Below are 21,919 nucleotides of genomic sequence, written 5' to 3'. Positions count from 1 at the left end.
TTCCCACCGTTTGCGACACAACCTGTTCAAAAGATCGAATATGAAGGACCGCATTTCATGACTGCCGAGCAAGATCGCGCTGGACAAAAGAAAGCTATTATTGATCGCCTGATGTCGCTTGAGGAGCAGGAACTGGCAACGGCTCAGGCGCATTATGATGCTTTCATGAAGGAATCCCAACTGGACGACCGGGAAGGTCACGACAAGGATGATATTGCCGCATCTCGCGAGAATGCCGATTTGGCGGCGGCCTTTGACGCCCCGGTACAGGCGCACCACGCCAAAATAGATGTTATCGAAAACACTGATTTCGGACTGACCGACACAGTAAGCCCAGGCGCTGTCATCAAGTTCAATAATCGCCGATTTGTTGTTTGCGTCTCAACGACCAGGTTCGAGGTGGACGGCAAGACCTATATGGGTATTTCAACCCAAAGCCCGATCTACCTGGTCATGGCCGGGCTGCAGAAGGGTGATGTATTCACCCACAACGGCACCGAGTTCGAGGTCGAAGACGTTCTTTAGCGACAAGTCCTGCGTAATAGCACGCTGAATTAGCGGGCCGGGACCGTGCGTTGCGGAATGACCTGTTGTGCGATGCCTGCGGAAACCAGATAGAGACTGGTGATTACCAGACCCCAATGCGCCCAGCTTTGCGGGTGGAAATCGACCCATGCTGCCCAGCCTGCGAAAAAGGTCCATGCAAATGCCATCGGCAGCGACAGGGCGCGCCAGCGTTCTGTCCGCACCGGGTGAATGAACTTGAGCGGCAGGAACATTGCAACCGCCAGCAGTGTAACCAAAGCCAGAATGACCCAGAAATTCGGTTCCAGTGCAAAGATCACGATGACGAACATATTCCAGCATCCAGGGAACCCGGAGAAGGAATTGTCTTTTGTTTTCATGCGTGTATCTGCGAAATACATCGCACTGGCGAAGGTGATTAGAATGATGGCGAACCACCCTGTCCAGCCGTCCATCAACCCTGACTTGAACAGGGCAAAGGCGGGTATGAACACATAGGTCAGGTAGTCGATGATCAGATCCAGCAGCACGCCATCGAATTCCGGGGCGTTCTTTTTGACGTGATAGTGGCGGGCCAGTGGGCCGTCGATACCGTCCACAATGAAGGAAACGACAAGCCACAGGTACATCAGGCTCCATTTCTCTTCGACAGCCGCCAGCATGGCCAACATGGCGAATACGGCACCGGTTGCAGTGAAAAGGTGAACAAAGAGAGCTTTGAATCTGGAGGTCATGGCCGTTTCATGAACCATGCTCAACCGAGATGCAAAGCAAAAAGCCCGGCTTTTGTCGCGGGGGCATCGAAATATCGGTTTTTGTAGGATTTTCAGACTGAAACAGGATCCGGCGGTGAAAGGTCTGCCGATCTACGCCTTTGGATGCGCGCGGTTGTACACTTCCATCAGACGCGCGGTATCGACCGCAGTATAGGCCTGAGTTGTCGACAGTGAGGCGTGGCCCAACAACTCCTGTATCGCCCGCAAGTCACCGCCTGCCGATAACAGATGTGTCGCAAAGCTGTGCCGCATGGCATGGGGTGTCGCGGTCGCGGGCAACCCAAGCTGCATGCGGGCTTTGGCCATGACCGACTGGATCGCCTTTGGGTTCAGCGCACCGCCGCGTACGCCCCGGAAAAGCGGCAACTGCGGGGCCCTGGGATGAGGGCAAAGCCGCAGATAGGTATCCACTGCATCCCGCGCTGCCGGTAGCACCGGAACGACCCTTTCCTTGCCGCCTTTGCCAACAATTCTGAGTGTGGCGGGCAGCGGCGCGTCGCGTCCGGTCAGCGAAAGTGCTTCGGAAATGCGCAGCCCGCAACCATAAAGCAAGGTGACGACCGCGACGTCCCGCGCTGCCACCCAATCCGAGGCGGATTGCATTTCGATCGTTTCGATCATTGTCTGCGCCGCGTCCTCGGCTAGAGGGCGGGGGAGCTTTTTCGTGAATTTCGGGGACCGAGTGGACAGAACGGCGGTTGGTTCGAACCCTTCGCGTTCGGACAGCCACCGGTAGAAACTCTTGACGGCCGAAAGTTTGCGTGCAAGCGACCGGGCGCCGACCCCCGATCCGCGTTGCTGCGCCATCCAGGCGCGCATGTCGGATACGGTCACCGTTTCAAGCGCACCAAGACCTTCGCGCGCGCCTTTGTGCAGCGTCAGGAAAGACATAAACTCAGCGACGTCGCCACGATATGCGTTTTGTGTATTCTCAGATCGGCCCGAAAGTGCCCCAAGGCTGTCCAGCCACCGTTCAAGTGCGTCACGGCAGGCTGGTGAGATCAGGCTCATGACAGCCAGTGGCGCATCGACCGTTCAAAGACACCGGCAAAAAATGACAGAAGGTCAGTTCCGAGTTGTGGTGTAAAGTGCCCCGGATCACGCGAGCCCATGGCGATCATGCCGGGCAGGCGACCCTTGCCGAGGTCCAGTTTGAGGCAGGCTTCGGAGCGCAGTTGCTGCGACAGGCCGCCATAGACCTTTTGTGTAGCCCGCTGGATTTCGCGCAACGTGACCTGACGCGCCGGGCGACCGCGATCATAGGTCAGATAGCTGTCGATAAAACCGGGTTCGGCCACCGTCAGCACACCGTCCAACGTGTTGATGGAGGGATCTTCGTGTTCCAGAGTGGTTTCAAGGACCAGAGTGATCCGGTCCACGCGCAGGATTTCGGCCACATCGGTGCCAAGTGCGCGCAGAAAATCCTCGAACTGCATCGGTTCGAGCAGGCGTAGAATGGCCCGGTGGACCTGATTGGTACCCGCCAGATTTTCGTAAGCCGCGGCGATCACCGAACGATGCGTGTCTTCAAGCCGGTCCAGCCGTGTTTCCAGCCTTTCCATGGCGATGCCGCGCAAGTCGATGATGTTCTCGCCCATCGCCCGCTCATTGGCGGCGACAAGCGCCTGCATCAGATCCTTGTCGTCCAGAATCGCATCCGGCTTGGCCAGAATAGCGGCGCGCAGATCGTCTTTGAGGGTCGGGCTACTGCTCATGTTGTGTCCGATTTTGTTGTTGCGGCAACTTATAGCACGAGTTGGCCGCTTTGACTCGGTAAAATTTTCCGTACTTCGTGGTATTGGTTTGCCATTGCAATCAGAACACAAATGCTCCCGCCTGCTTGGCCCGATCAGAGATCAGGCAAAGCAAGCGGGCCAGGCGCGGTGCCTAACGGCACCGCGCGGTTGCTCTGAATATCAGAGGATTTTCTGACCTGTCTTGGCCCAGTCAGCCAGAAAGGTTTCCAGACCTTTGTCGGTCAGGGGATGATCAGCCAGCTTCTTGATTACAGCGGGTGGCGCCGTGATCACGTCGGCGCCGATGCGGGCGCTGTCGGTCACGTGGTTCACCGTGCGGATCGAAGCAGCGAGGATTTCGGTTTCATACCCGTAATTGTCATAGACCTGACGGATATCGGCGATCAGGTCCATTCCATCGAGATTGATGTCATCCAGACGGCCGATGAAGGGCGAGATGAAGGTTGCGCCAGCCTTGGCAGCAAGAATCGCCTGATTGGTCGAGAAACACAGGGTCACGTTGACCATCTGACCTTCGTCGGTCAGCGTCTTGCAGGCTTTCAGGCCGGCCCATGTCAGCGGCACTTTGACAGCGATATTGGAGGCGATCTTTGCCAGCTTGCGGCCTTCGGCAATCATGTCTTCGGCTTCGGTTGCGACCACTTCGGCCGAGACCGGCCCGTCGACCAGATCACAGATTTCCTTGGTTACTTCCAGAATGTCGCGACCCGATTTCAGGATCAGCGAAGGGTTGGTGGTAACACCGTCCACCATGCCCAGATCGTTGAGCTCGGCAATGGCGTCGATCTCGGCTGTGTCTACGAAGAATTTCATGAGGGCAGTCCTTTGATGGGTTGGCCTTGGTTGCGGATGCCTTTACCTCAAAGAAACACCTGCCGAAACCCCTGCCAAGGAAAGGCGCGCATTGAGCAGTCAGGAGTATTTCGACCAAGGCGAACTGGTGGCGGTCTTGACCACCCAGCCGCTGGACCGGACGCTGGACTACAAAGCGCCCGAGGGCGGGTGCTTTCTGGGTGCTTTTGTCGAGGTTCCTTTGGGGCCGCGAAAGGTGTTGGGCGTGGTCTGGGGGCCGGGGCAGGGCGGCTTTGAGCTCAGCAAGGCCCGGTCGGTTATTCGGGTGCTTGAAGTTGCACCGATGCGCGAAGAGATGCGCGTGTTTCTGGGCAAGGTGGCCGACTATACGCTGACACCGATGCCCGCGATGCTGCGGCTGGCCACCCGCGCGCCAGGGTTGGGCGACCCGCCGTCGATGCGCAAGATATATCGGTTGGGTAAGGGTGAACCTGACCGGATGACCGACGCGCGGACCCGCGTGTTGGAGGTCTTACGTGACTATGGCGGGCTGGCCTTTACGCTGAAAGAACTGGCAGAGCAGGCGGGGGTGACTTCCTCGGTTGTCAAAGGGTTGGTGAAACAAGGCGCGGTAAGGGAAGAGGACAGTCCACGTGATCTGCCTTATCCGCATCTTGATCCGGATTTGCCGGGGAAGAATCTGACCGAGGATCAGGCAGAGGCGGTGGCGCGGCTGCAAGCCGGGCAGAGGACAGGCGATTATGGCACGACCCTGTTGAAAGGCGTCACCGGGTCCGGCAAGACCGAAGTGTATCTGGAGGCCGTGGCAGAGGCGCTGCGAATGGGGCGGCAGGCGCTGGTTCTGTTGCCCGAGATTGCCCTGACTGCTGAGTTCTTGACCCGGGTCGAGGCGCGGTTTGGCGCACGTCCGGCGGAATGGCATTCAGGCGCGACCATGACCGAACGCCGTCGGGTTTGGAGGATGGTCGGTCAGGGGGATGCGCAACTGGTTGTGGGCGCGCGTTCGGCGCTGTTTCTGCCGTTTCGCAATCTGGGTCTGGTCGTTGTCGATGAAGAACACGACACCTCGTACAAGCAGGAAGATGGAGTGCATTATAGTGCGCGCGATATGGCCGTTCTGCGGTCGGCCATTTGTGGCGCGCGCGTCATTCTGGCCAGCGCAACGCCGTCGCTGGAAAGCTGGGCCAATGCCGAGGCAGGCAAGTATGAGCGGCTGGATCTGACCTCGCGTTTTGGAGAGGCGGTACTGCCTGAAATGAAGCCCATCGACATGCGGGCCGAGCAGATGCAGCCGGGGACGTGGATTTCTCCGTCGCTGCGGCAAGCGGTGCGGCAGCGCATGGAACGGGGTGAGCAGTCGCTGCTGTTCATCAACCGTCGTGGCTATGCACCTGTGACCCTGTGCCGGGCCTGTGGAGAGCAAATCGCGTGCGATCATTGCGATGCGCGGATGGTCGAGCACCGGTTCCTGAAGCGCCTGATGTGCCACCAATGCGGCGAAACCAAACCGATGCCTGAAGAATGCCCGTCCTGCGGGGTCGAAGGCAAACTGGCACCGGTCGGGCCGGGGATCGAACGGCTGGCTGAAGAGGCCGAGGCGACATTCCCCGAGGCGAAAATCGCCATGCTCAGCTCCGATCTGTTCGGCTCGGCGCGGGCGCTGAAGGCCAAGATCGAAGAGATTGCCCAGGGTGATGCAGATATCGTCATCGGTACGCAGCTGGTGGCCAAGGGGCACAACTTTCCCAAACTGACGCTGGTGGGGGTCATCGACGCCGATCTCAGCCTGCACGGCGCGGACCTGCGCGCAGCCGAGCGGACATTCCAGTTGATGCGACAGGTGGCTGGCCGTGCTGGCCGCGCGGATAAACCGGGTCAGGCGTTGTTGCAGACCTTCCAGCCCGAGCACCCGGTGATCCGGGCGATCCTGTCGGGTGACGAAGAAGGATTCTGGAAGGCCGAAGCCGCCGGGCGTCAGGCGGCGGGTGTTCCTCCCTTTGGCCGTATGGCCGGAATCGTCCTGTCCGGCCCCGAGGTCGGCCCGGTTTTCGACATCGGCAACGCCATGGCGCGCAATGATGCGCCCTTGCAGCAGATCGGTGCACAAGTTTTCGGCCCGGCCCCGGCACCAATTGCGCGTATCCGGGGGCGGCATCGGGTGCGCCTGCTGGTCAAGGCTCCCAAGGGCGCACCCATTCAGGACGCCATTTCACGCTGGATCGCACCGTTGCGTCTGAAAGGTGACATTCGTCTGACGGTGGATATCGACCCGCAGAGTTTCTACTGACGTCTGCATTCACGCAGGGTGGCTGTGCATGATCTGCTTCCCCCTCGCCAAAGCCGGAAAATGGGCGTAGACGGAGTCCCATGCTGAAACCCATGCCGCTTTCCGAGGCGCAGAGCCTTCCGTTCTGGCGCCGACCTGTGACGCTCCTGTTCGTGATGGCGTTGACCATGCCCATCGCCTTCAACGCGTGGAGTGCGCTGTTGAACAACTTTGTCATCGAGGTGGCGAGTTTCGATGGCGCGGATATCGGCCTGCTTCACACGGTGCGGGAAATCCCCGGTTTTCTGGCCGTGGGCGTGATTGCGGTGATCATATTCATCCGCGAACAGGTGTTGGCGATGATCTCGCTGATGATGCTGGGCGTGGCGACCGCTGTGACCGCGTGGTTCCCCAGCCTTGGCGGGTTGCTGTTTGTCACGCTCTTCAGCTCAATCGGGTTTCACTATTACGAAACGGTAAACCAGTCTTTGCAGTTGCAATGGCTGCCCAAGGATCGGGCTCCGCAGGTACTGGGCTGGCTGGTGGCCATGGGTTCGGCGGCTACGGCGGTTGTGTATGGTTTGATCGTGCTGACCTGGGATCGTTTTGATCTGTCGTATAACTTCGTGTTCATAGCAGCAGGCGGGGTGACAGTGCTGTTGGCCCTGTTCTGCCTGATCGCCTATCCGCAATTCGATGCACCCACGCCGCAGACAAAGAAAATCGTGCTGCGCCGCCGCTACTGGCTGTATTACGCACTGCAGTTTATGGCCGGGGCACGGCGGCAGATTTTTGTAGTGTTTGCGGGCTTCATGATGGTCGAGAAATTCGGGTTCGAAGTGCACGAGTTGACCGGCCTTTACCTGATCAACCTGATGATTAACATGATGGCCGCACCGCTGTTGGGCAAAGCGGTTTCGGTGTTCGGTGAACGCCGTACGCTGATCTTCGAGTATGCCGGTTTGGCTATCGTCTTTGCAGCTTATGGCGGTATTTACTGGTTTGGCTGGGGCGTGGTTCTGGCGGCGACTTTGTATGTGATCGATCATGTGCTTTTCGCGCTGGCCTTGGCGTTGAAGACCTACTTTCAGAAGATCGCCGATCCGGCGGATATTGCGCCGACGGCTGCAGTCGCGTTCACGATCAACCACATCGCCGCGGTGTTCCTGCCCGCCTTGCTGGGTTTGCTGTGGGTGGTCTCACCCGGTGCAGTCTTTGCCTTGGCTGCCGCCATGGCGATGGTGTCGCTGGCCCTGTCCCTGCTGATCCCGCGCCACCCGGAGCCGGGCAACGAAACCATCCTGTCGAAATACACCCCGGCGCCTGCAGAATAAGTGGCATGGCTTGACCTCTGTTGCCCATGGCCCTAGGCGCTGTGGCAACTGAGACAGGAGGCCCCCATGCCCACATTCACCGCGCTTACCACTCTGACCGGCAAAAAGGCCGCCGAAGGTCTGGGCGAAGCGATGGAGCGTCTGGACCCGGAACCCACCGGCGTTGGCGTGTTCGAGGTCGAAGACGGATCGGGCCTGTGGGAGGTCGGCGGCTATTTCACGGAGAAACCGGATGAAACCGCGCTGGCCGTTCTGGCCGCTGCGTTCGAGGCCAAGCCGTTTGTGGTGTCCGAGCTGCCCGAAACGGACTGGGTCGCCCACGTACGCCGAGAGCTGGCCCCGGTCGAAGCTGGGCGGTTCTTTGTCTACGGCAGTCACGACGCCGACAAGCTACCCGAAGGGCGCATCCCTCTGTTAATCGAGGCCGCGATGGCCTTTGGTACCGGTCACCATGGCACGACACTGGGCTGCCTCAAGGCACTGGACCACCTGCTGAGTGGTGGTTTCACGGCATCCAAGGTGGCCGATATCGGCTGCGGTACCGCCGTTTTGGCAATGGCTGCCGCGCGGGTCTGGGATGGTGATATCATCGCCAGCGACATCGATCAGGTGGCCGTGGACGTTGCCGAGGCCAATTTACGCGCAAACGGGATGGAAGGGACCGTCCGGTGCATCGAAGCGGCGGGATTCGATCACCCGGATTTGCAATCCAATACCCCCTATGACCTGATATTCGCCAACATTCTCAAAGGGCCTCTGATCGCGCTTGCCCCCGAGATTGCACAAAACCTGCGCCCCGAAGGATACGCGATCCTGTCGGGAATCCTTAACGAACAGGCGGCTGAAGTCATTTCCGTTTATTCCGAAAATGGCGTCAATCTGGTCAATAAGGGTGAGATTGGTGAGTGGACAACGCTGATTTTAAGGAAAGAAGGCTTAAATTAGGTCGTTTTGAGGAGCTTTGTGGTTTTTTGCCCCTCTTTTGACGCATTCTCTGTCTACCGTCCTAGATTCGTAGGGGGGCGGTTTTCGGAGGCTGCCATGACAGGGAAACAACTGGAATTCGACCAGCGCGTGAGTCGCCTGGCAAAGAAACATCAAAAGATGAGCCGGGGCTATCGCACCCAGATGCGCCCGGATGGTCTGGTGGTGATGAAACCGCAACGTGTGCGGTCGGCGATCCCGATGCGGTTTCTGGTCTTGTGTGTTTTATGCTTTTTTGCCTTCAAGGCATTTTTGATGGCCAGTCTGGGCACGACATCCTACGAGGCGCGGGTCTCGCGGCTGAATGATGGAACGCCTGTCGAAAAGGCCGGGGCATGGGTGATGCAGACCGAGCCGGTATCGAGCTTTTTGGCGGCCCAGTTGGGCAAAGTTCTGCCCTGATCCTAAAAACTGTCCGGAGATAAAAAAAACACCGCGTGCCGAATAGCCCGCGGTGTTCTTGTAGCCCTTTTTGCAGGGCAACTTTGTGAGTGGCGCGTTTAGTGGCGGCCTTCGGCCACGATATCAATATCGCCGCGGCACAGGCCGATATCATCCAGTTCGCGGTCAGTCAGACCGTTCAGCGCGTTGCGGGTTACGCGGGCATCGTTCCATTCAACAACGGTGTTTACGACCGATGCAAAAATTGCGCCGATACGGCCAACGAGGCCGAACGAGCCAGTGGTGGTGCGGGTGGTGTCCAGTGCAGCCATATCCTGTTTCCTTCTGGTTTGTGTCAACGTTTCGATCTTGCGATCTGACGGGCATCTAGTGATGTCATATTTGTTTCACAAGAGATGAAAATGCATGTGTCCTATGCGATTTTTGCAAGGCTCGCCGAGCGTTAAGTCCCCTTAATTTATTGGTAAATTGAACTTAATAAACTTGGTCGGATTCAGGATATTCCATGTCGGGAAGTGACCGGTTTTGTCGCGTTGGAACAACCCGTGTCGTTTTTGCCTTCGTGTCAAATTGCTTGGAAAATGTTCATGTTTCGTGCTAGTGCATGAAAAAAGTCACAAAACCCGAGCAGGCCGAGGCAAAAAATGCGGATTCTGGGCATTGATCCGGGGTTGAGAACCCTGGGATGGGGCGTCATCGAATCGCATGGCAGCCGGTTGAGTCACGTTGCGAACGGACTGTGCCACTCGGACGGGGACGATCTAGGCGAGAGGCTGTTGTCGCTGCACAATCAGATTGTCGAAGTGATTGCCGAGCATAGGCCCGATCAGGCCGCCATCGAACAGACCTTCGTGAACAAGGACGGGGCGGGCACGCTCAAGCTGGGTCAGGCCCGGGGTGTGGCTTTGCTGACACTGGCGAAAGCCGGCTTGCTGGTGGGCGAGTATGCTCCGAACCGGGTTAAGAAAACAGTTGTGGGTGTCGGTCATGCCGAAAAGGAACAGGTCCTGCATATGGTAAAGCTCCAATTGCCGGGATGTCAGCCCAAGGGGGCCGATGCTGCTGATGCGCTGGCGATTGCGATCTGTCACGCCTATTACGGCAAGGCACAACAAACGCGATTGAAAGAGGTGCGGGCATGATCGGAAAACTGACCGGCAGGCTGGATTATCGGGCGGCGGATCACATTCTGATCGATGTTCGTGGCGTCGGATATCTGGTCTACTGCTCGGATCGGACGATGGCCGCGCTTCCGGGGGTGGGCGAAGCCGTAGCCCTTTATACCGACATGGTCGTGCGCGAAGATCTGATGCAGCTCTACGGCTTTCTTTCGCTGGTCGAAAAGGAATGGCACCGGCTCTTGTGTTCCGTGCAGGGGGTGGGCGCCAAGGTTTCTCTGGCCATTCTGGGGGCGCTGGGGCCGGATGGTGTCAGCCGGGCCATTGCGCTGGGTGACTGGGGTGCGGTCAAGGCGGCCAAGGGCGTGGGTCCCAAGACGGCGCAGCGGATTGTGCTGGACCTCAAGGACAAGGCTCCGGGTGTCATGGCAATGGGTGGCACGGTTGCCTCGGCAATGGACGGCCCCGCACCGGAAGTTGTTGAGGTGGTGGATGCGGCCCCGGCCCCAAGGCGTGCGCCGCAACCGGCGTCTGGTAGTGCTGCGGCCTCGGCTGGCGCGCTTTCGGCCCTGTCCAATTTGGGATACGGTCCGTCCGATGCAGCCTCAGCTGTGGCCGAAGCTGCGGCCAATCTGCCGGATGCGGGCGAGGCGGACCTCATCCGCGCTGCGCTGAAACTTCTGGCTCCGAAAGGTTGAGTGATTGATGGTTGACGCGGACCCCGCCCTGAGACCCGAGCCGCTGCCTGAAGACAATGATCGTGCATTGCGTCCGCAGGGGCTGGATGAATTCATCGGACAGGCCGAGGCGCGCGCTAATCTGCGGGTATTTATTCAATCCGCTCGCAAGCGGGATGAAGCGATGGATCACACGTTGTTTCACGGCCCGCCGGGATTGGGCAAGACGACGCTGGCGCAGATCATTGCGCGCGAACTGGGGGTGAATTTTCGCATGACGTCAGGGCCGGTTCTGGCCAAGGCGGGCGATCTGGCTGCGATCCTGACCAACCTCGAGGCGCGCGATGTTCTGTTTATCGACGAGATACACAGGCTGAATCCGGCAGTGGAAGAAGTTCTCTATCCCGCGATGGAAGATTTCGAATTGGATCTTGTAATTGGCGAGGGCCCGGCGGCCCGGACGGTAAGGATCGAATTGCAACCGTTTACCCTGGTTGGCGCCACCACGCGGATGGGTTTGCTGACCACTCCGCTGCGGGACCGGTTCGGCATTCCGACGCGGTTGCAGTTTTATACGGTCGACGAATTGCACGAGATCGTCACCCGCAATGCGCGCAAGCTGGGCGCGCCTGCCGACGACGAAGGTGCGCGAGAGATTGCACGCAGATCACGCGGAACCCCCCGGATCGCTGGTCGTTTGCTTCGGCGGGTCGTGGACTTTGCCGTGGTCGAAGGTAATGGCCGGATCACGCGCGAGCTGGCCGATGGGGCGCTGACGCGGCTTGGCGTTGATAATCTTGGTCTGGACGGAGCGGATCGGCGGTATTTGCGCCTGATCGCGGAAAATTACTCCGGCGGCCCGGTTGGAATTGAAACATTGTCTGCTGCCCTATCCGAAAGCCGGGACTCGCTGGAAGAAGTGATTGAGCCCTTTCTGCTTCAGCAAGGGCTGATTCAGCGAACTCCACGCGGGCGCATGCTGGCGCAAAAGGCCTGGGCGCATCTGGGTATGGCTATGCCCAAGAGGCAAAGCGATCTCTTTGGTTGAAGCGGCGCGCCAGAGATTTTATGCCTCCGACGTGGATATTTGAGGCAAGAGGAAGCAACGTGACACCGGAAGAGATTGAGGCGCTGTTCACGCGCGAAAGCGGTGAGTTTCTGTTTGCCCGCTGGGGGCGGCCAATCGTGCCGATCGTTTTTGGGGTCGAGGATCAGACGTTATCGGTCGTCAAAGGCGCCTTTGAGGCGGTGGTGGCGCTGGCCGGGCACAAAATGGCCGAAACCGATCCGGAACTGGGGGCCAATTGCATGGTCTTCTTTTTCCGTGAATGGCAGGAGCTTCTTGAGGTGCCCGATCTTGATCGCCTGATCGCGGATCTTGGGCCTTTGGTTGAACGTTTGATCGAGGCAGAGGCCAATCAGTATCGCGTGTTTCGGTTTGACGAAGTTGGCGCGATCAAAGCGGCCTTCGTATTCCTGAAAATGGATGAAGAGCTGTCGAAGATTCCGGCCGAGACGCTTGCACTGAGTCAGGTTGTCCAGACCGTTCTGCTTTGGAGCGATAGCGCATTTCGTGAAAAGTCTCCTCTGGCGGTTGCGGCCGACACAACTGTTCTGCGCCCGGATATCGCAGCGTTAATTCGGTCCGCTTACGATCCGGTCTTGCCAGCAGTGGCCCATGACGTTTCACATGCATTGCGTCTGTTTGCCCGTTTGGAGCGTCCATAGTGAAACACACCTTCCCGATCCGCGTGTATTACGAAGACACCGATATGGGCGGGGTCGTTTATCACGCGAATTACCTTCGGTTCATCGAACGAGCCCGGTCCGATTGGGTGCGCAATCTGGGTAATGACCAGAACGCCATGCGCGATGCGGGGATTATCTGGGTCGTGCGTAAGGTCGAAGCCGAATATTTGGCCCCGGCCAAGTTCGACGATGAGTTGATTGTCGAGACCGAGGTGGTGTCGATGTCCGGCGTTCGGCTGACGATGGCGCAACTTGTCCTGCGTGGTGAGACCGAGATTTTCCGGGCCACTGTGACAGCGGTTTGCATCAACAGCGAGGGCAAGCCGATCCGCCTTCCGGCAGAGATTCGCGCATTGAAGTAACAATTTGGCCCATGGGGGTGGTTCTGTTGGCTTTTCGGCCCAATCTGCGTTAGCGTTCGGCAAAACAAGGCTGAATGAACGGCCATCAGGCAAAAAAGAGCAGGTTTATGGAAGCTGAAACGCTGGCGCTGGCGCAGGAGATCGATTTCTCCATGTGGGGGCTGTTTGCCCGCGCAACCTTTATCGTGAAAGTGGTGATGCTGATCCTTCTGATCGCATCTTTCTGGTCCTGGGCCATCATTGTCCAAAAGCTGATCAACTACCGCGCCGCACGGCGTGAGGCGCAGAACTTTGATGAGAGCTTCTGGTCCGGTAATCCGCTGGATGAGCTGTTTGAACAGATTGGCACTCAGCCCGATGGCAGTTCGGAAAAGATTTTTGCCTCGGGCATGATCGAATGGCGACGATCACACCGAAACGATGGCGGCATGATCGCCGGTGCGCAGGCGCGGATCGACAGATCGATGGATGTTGCCATCGCAAAAGAGGCCGAGACCTTGCAAAAGGGTCTGCCTGTATTGGCGACAGTTGGCTCGACCGCACCGTTTATCGGATTGTTCGGTACGGTCTGGGGCATCATGAACGCGTTTATCGAGATTGCCGAGCAGCAGAACACAAATCTGGCTGTTGTCGCACCGGGTATTGCCGAGGCTTTGCTGGCTACTGGCCTTGGTCTTTTGGCGGCTATTCCGGCAGTTATTTTTTACAACAAGCTGAGCGCGGACAGTGATCGCATCGTCGCGGGGTACGAAGCCTTTGCCGACGAATTTGCCACGATCCTGTCGCGTCAGTTGGACGGCTGACATGGGCGCGGCGGTACAGCAGAACGGGAGCAACGGTCGCAGGCGCGGCAGGCGGCGGGGCCGGGCGCAGCCCATGGCCGAAATCAACGTGACGCCATTTGTGGACGTCATGCTGGTGCTGCTGATCATTTTCATGGTGGCTGCACCTCTGTTGACGGTCGGTGTTCCGGTTGAGTTGCCCAAGACGGCGGCAAACGCGCTGCCCGGTGATAACGAAGAGCCGCTGACCGTGACGTTGACCGCCGATGGCCGCGTGCAGATCCAGACGACGGATGTCGCGCGCGAAGATTTGATTGGCAAGCTGCGCGCAATTGCGGCTGAACGAACAAGTGACAGGGTGTTTTTGCGCGCCGACGGCGCCATCCCCTATGCGCAGGTGATGCAGGTAATGGGCGCGCTCAATTCGGGCGGGTTTTCCAATGTGGGTCTGGTGACAGATACGGGCGGGCCGACGCTGGACGAAGGTGGAGAGTGAGGCCGCGATTTGCAGACCGGCACCAAGATCTCGGCGATTGCCCATGTGACACTGGTCGGATGGGCGCTGTTTGGCGGTACGTTCCGATCCGAACCGCTGCCGTTCGACACGCAGGATGTATCCGTGATTTCGGCTGAGGAATTTGCGGCGATGACTACGGCACAGCAGGTGCCGGATGTGACGAATGCGCTACCTGACCTGCAACAGCCGCCGGAACCTGCCGAAGACGTGAATGCGCCGCAACCGGTAGAGGACGAACAGTCCCGTCCCGATCCCGTGGTTCCTGCCGAGCCTGAGCCGGAGGTCGAACCCGAGCCGGTTGTGACACCCCCTGAACCTGAGGTGATTGACCAACCCCCGGCGTTGGATGAGCCCGACACCCAGGTAGCCGCGCTTCCGGTTCCGCCCGGTCCCGAGGCCAATCCACGCCAAGCGGACAAGGTCGCGCCGCAGCCGGTTGCCCCGCCACCGCCGGAGGCGAAACCTGACGATGTGGAAACCCCTCCGGTGTCACAAGACGAAGGGGCCGAGACGCAGCAGGATCAGCAGGAACAGACCGCGCCCGAGGAAGCAACGGATCAGATCGTGACCGAAGCCGAAGAAAGTGATGATCTGGCCCCGGAACGCTCGCCGCGCCCGCAGGTTCGTCGACCGCGACCTCCGGCACCTGCCGAAACCGAAGTGGCCGAGGATACTACACCCGATACAAGCGATGCCGTGAATGATGCACTCAAGGAAGCTTTGGGCGGACAGCAAGCGACAGCACCCGCAGGCCCGCCGCTGACCGGCGGCGAAAAAGACGCGCTGCGCGTGGCGGTTTCGAATTGCTGGAATGTTGGCTCTCTTTCGACGGACGCGTTGAAGACAACCGTGGTTGTCAGCGTTGCAATGAACCGTGACGGCACCCCGATTAATGAGAGTATTCGTCTGCTCAGCAGCTCCGGCGGATCATCCGGGGCCGCACAACAGGCGTTTGGGGCAGCGCGTCGCGCAATTATTCGGTGCGGCGCAAAAGGATATGACCTGCCTGCTGACAAATTTGCTCAGTGGCAGGATATTGAAATGACATTCAATCCCGAGAGGATGCGGATCAAATGATGAAATTTCTGACCAGCCTCTTTGTTGGCATGACGCTGTTGATGGCTCCGGCCTATGCACAAAACACGCCGCTTCGAATTGAGATAGACGAGGGCGTGATCGAGCCGCTGCCTTTCGCGGTGCCAAGTTTCGTCCCTGACGGTCCGGCGGCAACGCAATATGCCAACGATATATCCCGTGTCATCGCAGCGGATCTGACCGGAACGGGACTGTTTCGCGAAATATCATCAGATGCATTCATCAGTCGTGTCAGCAGTTTCGATGCGCCTGTTCAGTTTGCGGACTGGAAGGCCATCAACGCGCAGGCTCTGGTCACTGGCGCTGTCAATGTATCGGGCAAGCGCCTGACGGTCCGGTTCCGCGTTTGGGATGTCTTTTCGGGTCAGGAGATGGGGGACGGGCTGCAATTTGCCGGAACCACCGATGGCTGGCGCCGTATGGCCCACAAGGTGGCCGATCAGGTCTATAGCCGGATCACCGGCGAAGGAGGCTATTTTGACAGCCGCGTGGCCTTTGTTTCTGAAAGCGGGCCCAAGGATCAGCGGCGCAAGCGACTGGCGATCATGGACTATGACGGGGCAAATGTTCAGTACCTGACTGACAGCGCGGCAATCGTTCTGGCGCCCCGGTTCTCACCCTCTGGCGACCGGCTGCTGTACACCAGCTATGAAAGCGGCACGCCACGCATCTATGTTCTGGATGTCGGACGGGTGAAGCGGCAGGTTTTGAACACACAGGAAGGCACGATGAGCTTTTCGCCGCGGTTCTCGCCGGACGGCCGCTCGATCGTTTATTCGCTGACGCAGGGCGGAAATACCGACCTGTGGAAAATGGATCTGGCATCCGGTCAGAGCACGCGCCTGACCAACACACCGGCGATTGAAACCGCGCCAAGCTATTCGCCGGATGGAACGCAGATCGTGTTTGAAAGCGACCGTTCGGGAACGCCGCAGCTTTACATTATGTCCGCCAACGGAGGTGAGGCGACCCGCATCAGTTTTGGTCAGGGGCGCTATGGAACGCCGGTCTGGTCACCGCGTGGTGATCTGGTGGCGTTTACCAAGCAGAATCAGGGTCGGTTCCACATTGGCGTGATGCGCACGGATGGAAGCGAGGAACGCTTGCTGACGGCCTCGTTCCTTGACGAAGGGCCAACCTGGTCGCCCAACGGTCGGGTCATCATGTTCTCGCGGGAAACACAGGGGGCAAGCGGACGGTCCTCGCTGTATTCGGTGGACATCACCGGACGGAACTTGCGACCTGTACGGACGCCAGATGGGGCCAGCGACCCCTCGTGGTCGCCGTTGCAGAATTGATCTGGCCCGATTACCGGCAGCGTTCACAAGGTCCGGTCGCTGTGGTAGAGAGAGGCCAATAACAAACCGAACACGAGGCATTGGAATGAACGTATTGGGCAAAATAGCTGCTCTGGGCGCGCTGACGCTGATCGCCGCCTGCAGCAACAACGATCCATCCGGACTTGGCGGAGGCGGAACCGGCAGTGGCTCGGTTGTGCCGGGCTCGCCCAGCGATCCGCGCTCACCCGCCTATTTCCAGCAGGCGGTCGGTGATAGGGTTCTGTTTCAGGTGGATCAGTCGACGCTGACGGCACAGGGGCAGACGACCCTTCAGGGGCAGGCCGAGTGGCTTATGGCGAACCCCGATTTCAACGCGACCATCGAAGGGCACGCGGATGAACAGGGTACGCGGGAATACAACCTGGCCCTTGGCGCAAGGCGTGCAAATGCGGCGCGTGAATACCTGATTTCGCGCGGTGTTGCTGGCAACCGCCTTCAGACCATCAGCTATGGCAAGGAACGCCCGATTGAGATTTGCAGCACCGAGGAGTGCTATTCCAAGAACCGTCGGGCCGTGACCGTGCTGACGGGTTCAACGACGGGGTAACAGAATGCGAATTGCAGGTTTGGTTCTGGCGGCGGTCATCGCGACCGCTGGTGTTGCACAGGCGCAGGATCAGCAGACACTGGCGGATATCCGTCAGGAGCTGACAATTCTGCATGTCGAAATTCAGCGTCTGAAGCGCGAGTTTTCAACCACAGGTTCTCCGGCGCCAAACCTGTCCGGCGATACCGTTCTGGAACGGGTGAATACCATTGAGGCCGAGTTGCAGCGCCTGACGCGCCAGACGGAGCAGATGAACCAACGCATCGAGAACATCGTGGCCGATGGAACCAACCGGATTGGCGACCTAGAGTTCCGGCTGGTTGAACTTGAAGGCGGTGACCTGAGCACGCTTGGCGAAACCTCGACGCTGGGTGGTGGTGATGCGCCCGTGGTGGCGGCAAATCCCTCGAACCCCGCGCAACCCGCCGGTGATGAACAAGGTGAGCTGGCGATTGGAGAGCGGGTAGATTTCGATGCCGCTGCAAAGGCTCTTGCCGATGGAGATTTCCAGACTGCGGCAAACATGTTTGCGCAATTTGACACCTCTTATCCCGGCAGTCCTCTGGCGCCCGAAGCGCATCTGAAACGAGGGCAGGCTTTGGAAGGTCTGGGTGACACGCGCGAAGCAGCCCGGGCGTTCCTTGCCAGTTTTACAGGCGCATCGGAAGGTCCGGTGGCGCCTGAGGCTCTGTTTGAACTTGGCGCGGCACTTGGGCGGTTGGGCCAAACCGATCAGGCCTGCATAACGTTGGGCGAGGTAGGGGTTCGCTTCCCGTCGTCGACTTCGGTGGCGGATGCGACACAAGAGATGGCATCCCTGGGCTGTTCTTGACCTTACAGGCAGATACACTTCGGGCCGAAATTCGGGTGCGGCTTGCCTCGGTGTTACCAAAAATGCTGGGTGTTGCCGTGTCCGGCGGCGGAGATTCCGTTGCCTTACTGTGCCTGATCACAGGAATCGCGAAACAGGAAGGCACCGAAGTTCTGGCGGCGACCGTAGACCATGGGTTGCGACCCGATTCCGCGGCAGAAGCAGCATCTGTGGCCGAGCTCGCCGAGCGGCTGAATGTTCCACACGAAATCCTGAACTGGGGCGGATGGGACGGATCGGGAAACCTGCAGGATCAGGCCAGACGCGCCCGGTATCGGTTGCTTGCCGACTGGGCAGAGCGCAACGGAATTGGTGCCATTTTGTTGGGGCACACCGCCGATGATCAGGCCGAAACGGTGTTGATGCGGCTGGGGCGTTCGGCCGGTGTCACCGGTTTGGCGGCCATGCCTGTTACGCGTCTTCAGGACGGCGTGCAGTTGTTGCGCCCGATGCTTGGAATTACGCGCGCGCGCTTGCGCACCTTTCTGAAGTCTGAAGGTATTGGATGGGTCGAGGATCCGTCGAATCAGGACACCAGATTTGACCGGATTAAGGCGCGCGAGGCGCTTGCCGGGCTCGCGCCGCTGGGAATTACCGCGGAAACACTTTCACGCGTAGCCGACAATCTGACACAAGCCCGTGAAGCTTTGGAGCAGTTTGCGCAGAAATCCGCACGCAAGGTAACGCAGGTGGATGCGGGTGATGTGTTGGTTGACGTCGATGGCCTTGCCGGCTTGCCAGACGAAATCGTTCGGCGGTTGATCGCCGGAATCGTTTCATGGATGGGCCGTAAGGAATATCCGCCACGCAAGGGCGCAGTCGAGCAAGCCTTAGCGTCAGTGCGCAACGGAGAGTCAGGCGTATTCGGTGGCTGTGTGTATGTGCCTGCCAACGGTAAAGTGCGGTTTTTCAGGGAATTTAACGCGGTTCGCGATGAAATCTGTCGCCCCGGGCAATGCTGGGATGGCAGGTGGATTGTGACAGGTGCAGGCTCTGATACTGCCCGGGTAAAAGCTTTGGGAGAAGACGGATTGCGCCGCATTCCGGACTGGCGTGAGACCGGAAGGCCAAGGGCCGCGCTGATTTCCACTCCGGCAGTTTGGGACGGAGAGGAACTGCTGTCCGCACCGCTGGCCGGATTTCCCAACGGTTGGCGGGTCGAAACCCAAGCCGAAGCCGAAGAGTTTTACGCATCGCTTTTATCGCATTGAACCTGCCTCAATCATCTCTATTTTAAGGGATAACCCGGCAGTCCCCTTAATTGCCGAAACGTTTTGGGAGAATTTCCTTGGGCAACGCTCGAAATATCGCCTTCTGGGTCGTCTTGTTCCTTTTGATCCTGGCACTGTTCAACCTGTTCAGTGGCACCGGTGGAACGCTCCAGAGCCATGAAAGAACCTATTCTGATTTTGTCAGCGCGGTAGATGCGGGCGAAGTTAAGAATGTGACGCTGGACGGCGAACAAATCCGGTATCGAACCAATGACGGCAAGGACTATGTGACCATCAAGCCGACCGATGCCGAGGTAACGAAACTGCTGATCGACAAGGACATCCCCGTTCGGGCCGAAAAGCAGCAACAATCGGGGTTCCAGTCCTTCATCATCACTCTGTTGCCCTTCCTGCTGCTGATTGGCGTCTGGGTCTATTTCATGAACCGGATGCAGGGTGGCGGCAAAGGCGGCGCGATGGGCTTTGGCAAGTCCAAAGCGAAAATGCTGACCGAAAAGCATGGCCGCGTGACTTTTGATGACGTGGCTGGGATCGACGAAGCCAAGGAAGAGTTGGAAGAGATCGTCGAATTCCTGCGTAACCCGCAGAAATTCTCGCGCCTTGGCGGCAAGATTCCTAAAGGCGCGTTGCTGGTTGGCCCTCCGGGTACTGGTAAGACCCTGCTGGCCCGCGCGATCGCAGGTGAGGCAGGAGTGCCGTTCTTTACCATTTCGGGTTCGGACTTTGTCGAAATGTTCGTTGGTGTCGGTGCTAGCCGTGTCCGTGACATGTTCGAACAGGCGAAGAAGAACGCGCCCTGTATCGTGTTTATCGACGAAATCGACGCTGTGGGCCGCCATCGTGGCGCAGGCTATGGCGGTGGTAACGACGAACGCGAACAGACCCTCAACCAGTTGCTGGTCGAGATGGACGGGTTCGAGGCGAACGAAGGCGTGATCATTCTGGCGGCCACCAACCGCAAGGACGTTCTGGACCCCGCGCTTCTGCGTCCGGGCCGGTTCGACCGTCAGGTCACTGTTGGCAATCCCGACATCAAGGGCCGCGAGAAAATTCTGGGTGTCCACGCCCGAAAGACGCCCTTGGGCCCCGACGTCGATTTGCGCATCATCGCGCGCGGTACACCTGGTTTCTCGGGTGCTGATCTGGCCAACCTCGTGAATGAGGCCGCACTGATGGCTGCACGTGTTGGTCGTCGCTTTGTCACCATGGAAGATTTCGAGAACGCGAAAGACAAGGTGATGATGGGGGCCGAGCGTCGCTCGATGGTGCTGACACAGGACCAGAAGGAAAAGACCGCCTATCACGAAGCGGGCCACGCTGTTGTTGGTCTGGTTCTTCCCGAATGCGATCCGGTCTATAAGGCAACGATCATCCCGCGCGGTGGTGCGTTGGGTATGGTTGTTTCCCTGCCTGAAATCGACCGTCTGAACTGGCACAAGGACGAGTGCGAGCAAAAACTCGCGATGACCATGGCGGGCAAGGCTGCCGAGATCATCAAATACGGTGAAGACCACGTCTCGAACGGTCCGGCGGGTGACATTCAGCAAGCAAGCCAGTTGGCGCGCGCCATGGTTATGCGTTGGGGTATGTCCGACAAGGTTGGCAATATCGACTATGCCGAAGCGCATGAAGGGTATTCCGGCAACACGGCGGGCTTCTCGGTTTCCGCTCATACAAAAGAGCTGATCGAAGAAGAGGTCAAAAACCTTATTCAGCAAGGGTATGAACGCGCCCACAAGATTCTGACCGACCACAATGAAGAGTGGGAGCGTCTTGCGCAGGGTCTGCTGGAATATGAAACCCTGACTGGCGATGAGATCAAACGCGTTATGAACGGCGAGTCGCCCGGCGATGGTGATGACGAAGGCGACAAGCCGGATGAGGGTAGCGCGCCAAGCGTAACCGCCATTCCCAAGACCAAGCCCAAGAAGGCACCACCCGAAGGCGGGATGGAGCCTGAACCGACGGCCTGATCCAAGAGACCCGGGATTTCCCGGGTCTTTTTACTTTTCAATCCTTTGGTACCGATTATTAGTATCGCGGTGATCATCGAATGGAATGAGGGACCGCATGCCGGTATTGCGCGAAACGGAATTCTCGGGCGAAGTTGTCTGGCTTGGACATGTCCCACATGGACAATCGTTGCGCGCGACGCCTGTTGATACGCTGGAACTGGATTTCCCGGGTGATCGGGGTGCCCGGCACGAGGGTGTCAATCGCGCTTCCTGCGTGCGTGTGAAAAACCTTTACCCGGTGGGGACCGAAATCCGGAATGTCCGCCAACTTACGGTGTTGTCGGCAGAAGAACTGGATGTAATCGCTGCCGAGATGGGGCTGGACCGGCTTGACCCGGCGCTGCTGGGGGCAAGCGTCGTCGTGCGGGGAATACCTGATTTCACCCATATCCCACCATCGTCCCGGCTGCAGGCATCGGGCGGTCTGACTTTGACCGTGGATATGGAAAACCGCCCCTGCGTCATTCCCGGCCGCGAGATCGAGTCGGTTTCACCGGGATACGGGGCAGCATTCAAACCGGCAGCCCAAAATCGCCGGGGCATCACAGCTTGGGTTGAACGTCCGGGCGCGCTGGCTGTTGGTGATGCATTGACTTTGTTTGTGCCAGATCAGCGAAACTGGGCGCCATAGTGCTTTAGTCCGGCGGATTAGAACACACCGAATCGAGGCGACGCCGCTTCACGGCATGATTATGTCGGAATCTATATCCATCTCAATTGTACACAACGGTATGGATTGCACAGCGCCGACGCTGCG

The 21,919-nt window shown here is 58.7% G+C and carries 24 protein-coding genes; 19 read left to right on the top strand and 5 right to left on the bottom strand.

Going from position 1 to position 21,919, the window contains the following annotated elements; genetic code table 11:
* Positions 1–57: 57 nt before the first annotated feature.
* Positions 58–525 (top strand): alanine--tRNA ligase, encoded by a 468-nt coding sequence (locus ACR0NA_RS11510; RefSeq protein WP_170651376.1) that lies wholly within the window; start codon positions 58–60, stop codon positions 523–525.
* Positions 526–554: 29 nt separating this feature from the next.
* Here ACR0NA_RS11510 and ACR0NA_RS11505 read toward each other — a convergent pair whose 3' ends face one another.
* From ACR0NA_RS11505 to fsa, 4 genes are all read right to left on the bottom strand, one after another.
* Entirely contained in the window at positions 555–1,259 is a 705-nt protein-coding gene (locus ACR0NA_RS11505) for a CDP-alcohol phosphatidyltransferase family protein (protein ID WP_170651377.1), read from the bottom strand.
* A gap of 132 nt (positions 1,260–1,391) precedes the next feature.
* Positions 1,392–2,312, bottom strand: a complete 921-nt coding sequence (locus ACR0NA_RS11500) for a tyrosine recombinase XerC (protein ID WP_480728984.1) — start codon at positions 2,310–2,312, stop codon at positions 1,392–1,394.
* Positions 2,309–3,016: a DUF484 family protein gene (locus ACR0NA_RS11495; protein WP_170651379.1), complete on the bottom strand. Its 708-nt coding sequence runs from the start codon at positions 3,014–3,016 to the stop codon at positions 2,309–2,311. Before ACR0NA_RS11495 ends, ACR0NA_RS11500 begins: the two co-directional genes overlap by 4 nt.
* Positions 3,017–3,217: 201 nt before the next feature.
* Complete coding sequence (fsa, locus tag ACR0NA_RS11490; protein ID WP_480728982.1) at positions 3,218–3,871, bottom strand: fructose-6-phosphate aldolase; 654 nt, start codon at positions 3,869–3,871, stop codon at positions 3,218–3,220.
* A 91-nt stretch (positions 3,872–3,962) separates the two neighbouring features.
* Here fsa and ACR0NA_RS11485 point away from each other — a divergent pair, with 91 nt between their 5' ends.
* From ACR0NA_RS11485 to ACR0NA_RS11470, 4 genes are all read left to right on the top strand, one after another.
* Positions 3,963–6,158: a primosomal protein N' gene (locus ACR0NA_RS11485; RefSeq protein ID WP_480728980.1), complete on the top strand. Its 2,196-nt coding sequence runs from the start codon at positions 3,963–3,965 to the stop codon at positions 6,156–6,158.
* A gap of 80 nt (positions 6,159–6,238) precedes the next feature.
* Positions 6,239–7,471, top strand: coding sequence for an MFS transporter (locus ACR0NA_RS11480; protein WP_480728979.1), 1,233 nt, complete (start codon positions 6,239–6,241; stop codon positions 7,469–7,471).
* A 66-nt stretch (positions 7,472–7,537) separates the two neighbouring features.
* Complete coding sequence (locus ACR0NA_RS11475) at positions 7,538–8,416, top strand: 50S ribosomal protein L11 methyltransferase (protein WP_480728978.1); 879 nt, start codon at positions 7,538–7,540, stop codon at positions 8,414–8,416.
* A gap of 96 nt (positions 8,417–8,512) precedes the next feature.
* On the top strand, positions 8,513–8,857 hold the full coding sequence (locus ACR0NA_RS11470; RefSeq protein ID WP_480728977.1) for a hypothetical protein: 345 nt from the start codon (positions 8,513–8,515) through the stop codon (positions 8,855–8,857).
* Positions 8,858–8,955: 98 nt separating this feature from the next.
* On the opposite strand, the gene ACR0NA_RS11465 is transcribed toward ACR0NA_RS11470, so the two are convergent.
* Positions 8,956–9,168 (bottom strand): DUF1127 domain-containing protein, encoded by a 213-nt coding sequence (locus ACR0NA_RS11465; protein ID WP_170651385.1) that lies wholly within the window; start codon positions 9,166–9,168, stop codon positions 8,956–8,958.
* A 333-nt stretch (positions 9,169–9,501) separates the two neighbouring features.
* On the opposite strand from ACR0NA_RS11465, the gene ruvC reads away from it, so the two are divergent.
* The 14 genes from ruvC (at position 9,502) to ACR0NA_RS11395 (ending at position 21,793) form a co-directional block, all read left to right on the top strand.
* Positions 9,502–9,999 carry a crossover junction endodeoxyribonuclease RuvC gene (gene ruvC / locus ACR0NA_RS11460; RefSeq protein ID WP_480728975.1) on the top strand — a complete coding sequence of 166 codons (498 nt, stop codon included), beginning with the start codon at positions 9,502–9,504 and terminating at the stop codon, positions 9,997–9,999.
* On the top strand, positions 9,996–10,673 hold the full coding sequence (gene ruvA, locus ACR0NA_RS11455; RefSeq protein WP_480728973.1) for a Holliday junction branch migration protein RuvA: 678 nt from the start codon (positions 9,996–9,998) through the stop codon (positions 10,671–10,673). Before ruvC ends, ruvA begins: the two co-directional genes overlap by 4 nt.
* A gap of 7 nt (positions 10,674–10,680) precedes the next feature.
* A complete protein-coding gene (gene ruvB, locus ACR0NA_RS11450; protein ID WP_480728971.1) occupies positions 10,681–11,700 on the top strand; it encodes a Holliday junction branch migration DNA helicase RuvB in 1,020 nt (339 codons plus the stop codon).
* 59 nt (positions 11,701–11,759) lie between these two features.
* On the top strand, positions 11,760–12,380 hold the full coding sequence (locus ACR0NA_RS11445) for a hypothetical protein (protein WP_480728969.1): 621 nt from the start codon (positions 11,760–11,762) through the stop codon (positions 12,378–12,380).
* Positions 12,380–12,763, top strand: coding sequence for a tol-pal system-associated acyl-CoA thioesterase (ybgC, locus tag ACR0NA_RS11440; protein WP_480728968.1), 384 nt, complete (start codon positions 12,380–12,382; stop codon positions 12,761–12,763). The genes ACR0NA_RS11445 and ybgC overlap by 1 nt, the downstream gene beginning before the upstream one ends.
* A 107-nt stretch (positions 12,764–12,870) precedes the next feature.
* Positions 12,871–13,566, top strand: coding sequence for a protein TolQ (gene tolQ, locus ACR0NA_RS11435; protein WP_170651392.1), 696 nt, complete (start codon positions 12,871–12,873; stop codon positions 13,564–13,566).
* Between the two features lies 1 nt (position 13,567).
* On the top strand, positions 13,568–14,041 hold the full coding sequence (tolR, locus tag ACR0NA_RS11430) for a protein TolR (RefSeq protein ID WP_480728966.1): 474 nt from the start codon (positions 13,568–13,570) through the stop codon (positions 14,039–14,041).
* Between the two features lie 9 nt (positions 14,042–14,050).
* Positions 14,051–15,139, top strand: a complete 1,089-nt coding sequence (locus ACR0NA_RS11425) for an energy transducer TonB (RefSeq protein ID WP_480728964.1) — start codon at positions 14,051–14,053, stop codon at positions 15,137–15,139.
* The gene (gene tolB, locus ACR0NA_RS11420) at positions 15,136–16,455 is read left to right on the top strand and encodes a Tol-Pal system beta propeller repeat protein TolB (RefSeq protein WP_170651395.1); all 1,320 of its coding nucleotides are present in this window, start codon (positions 15,136–15,138) and stop codon (positions 16,453–16,455) included. The genes ACR0NA_RS11425 and tolB overlap by 4 nt, the downstream gene beginning before the upstream one ends.
* Positions 16,456–16,540: 85 nt before the next feature.
* Entirely contained in the window at positions 16,541–17,044 is a 504-nt protein-coding gene (pal, locus tag ACR0NA_RS11415; protein WP_170651396.1) for a peptidoglycan-associated lipoprotein Pal, read from the top strand.
* A gap of 4 nt (positions 17,045–17,048) precedes the next feature.
* On the top strand, positions 17,049–17,876 hold the full coding sequence (gene ybgF, locus ACR0NA_RS11410) for a tol-pal system protein YbgF (protein ID WP_480728962.1): 828 nt from the start codon (positions 17,049–17,051) through the stop codon (positions 17,874–17,876).
* Positions 17,873–19,126 carry a tRNA lysidine(34) synthetase TilS gene (gene tilS, locus ACR0NA_RS11405; protein WP_480728960.1) on the top strand — a complete coding sequence of 418 codons (1,254 nt, stop codon included), beginning with the start codon at positions 17,873–17,875 and terminating at the stop codon, positions 19,124–19,126. The genes ybgF and tilS overlap by 4 nt, the downstream gene beginning before the upstream one ends.
* Before the next feature lie 77 nt (positions 19,127–19,203).
* Positions 19,204–21,120, top strand: coding sequence for an ATP-dependent zinc metalloprotease FtsH (gene ftsH, locus ACR0NA_RS11400; protein WP_170651399.1), 1,917 nt, complete (start codon positions 19,204–19,206; stop codon positions 21,118–21,120).
* Positions 21,121–21,217: 97 nt separating this feature from the next.
* On the top strand, positions 21,218–21,793 hold the full coding sequence (locus tag ACR0NA_RS11395; RefSeq protein ID WP_480728957.1) for an MOSC domain-containing protein: 576 nt from the start codon (positions 21,218–21,220) through the stop codon (positions 21,791–21,793).
* The last annotated feature ends 126 nt before the right edge of the window (positions 21,794–21,919 follow it).

The organism is Ruegeria sp. C11 (assembly GCF_056537725.1).
This window is presented reverse-complemented; position numbering and strand designations above follow the sequence as displayed.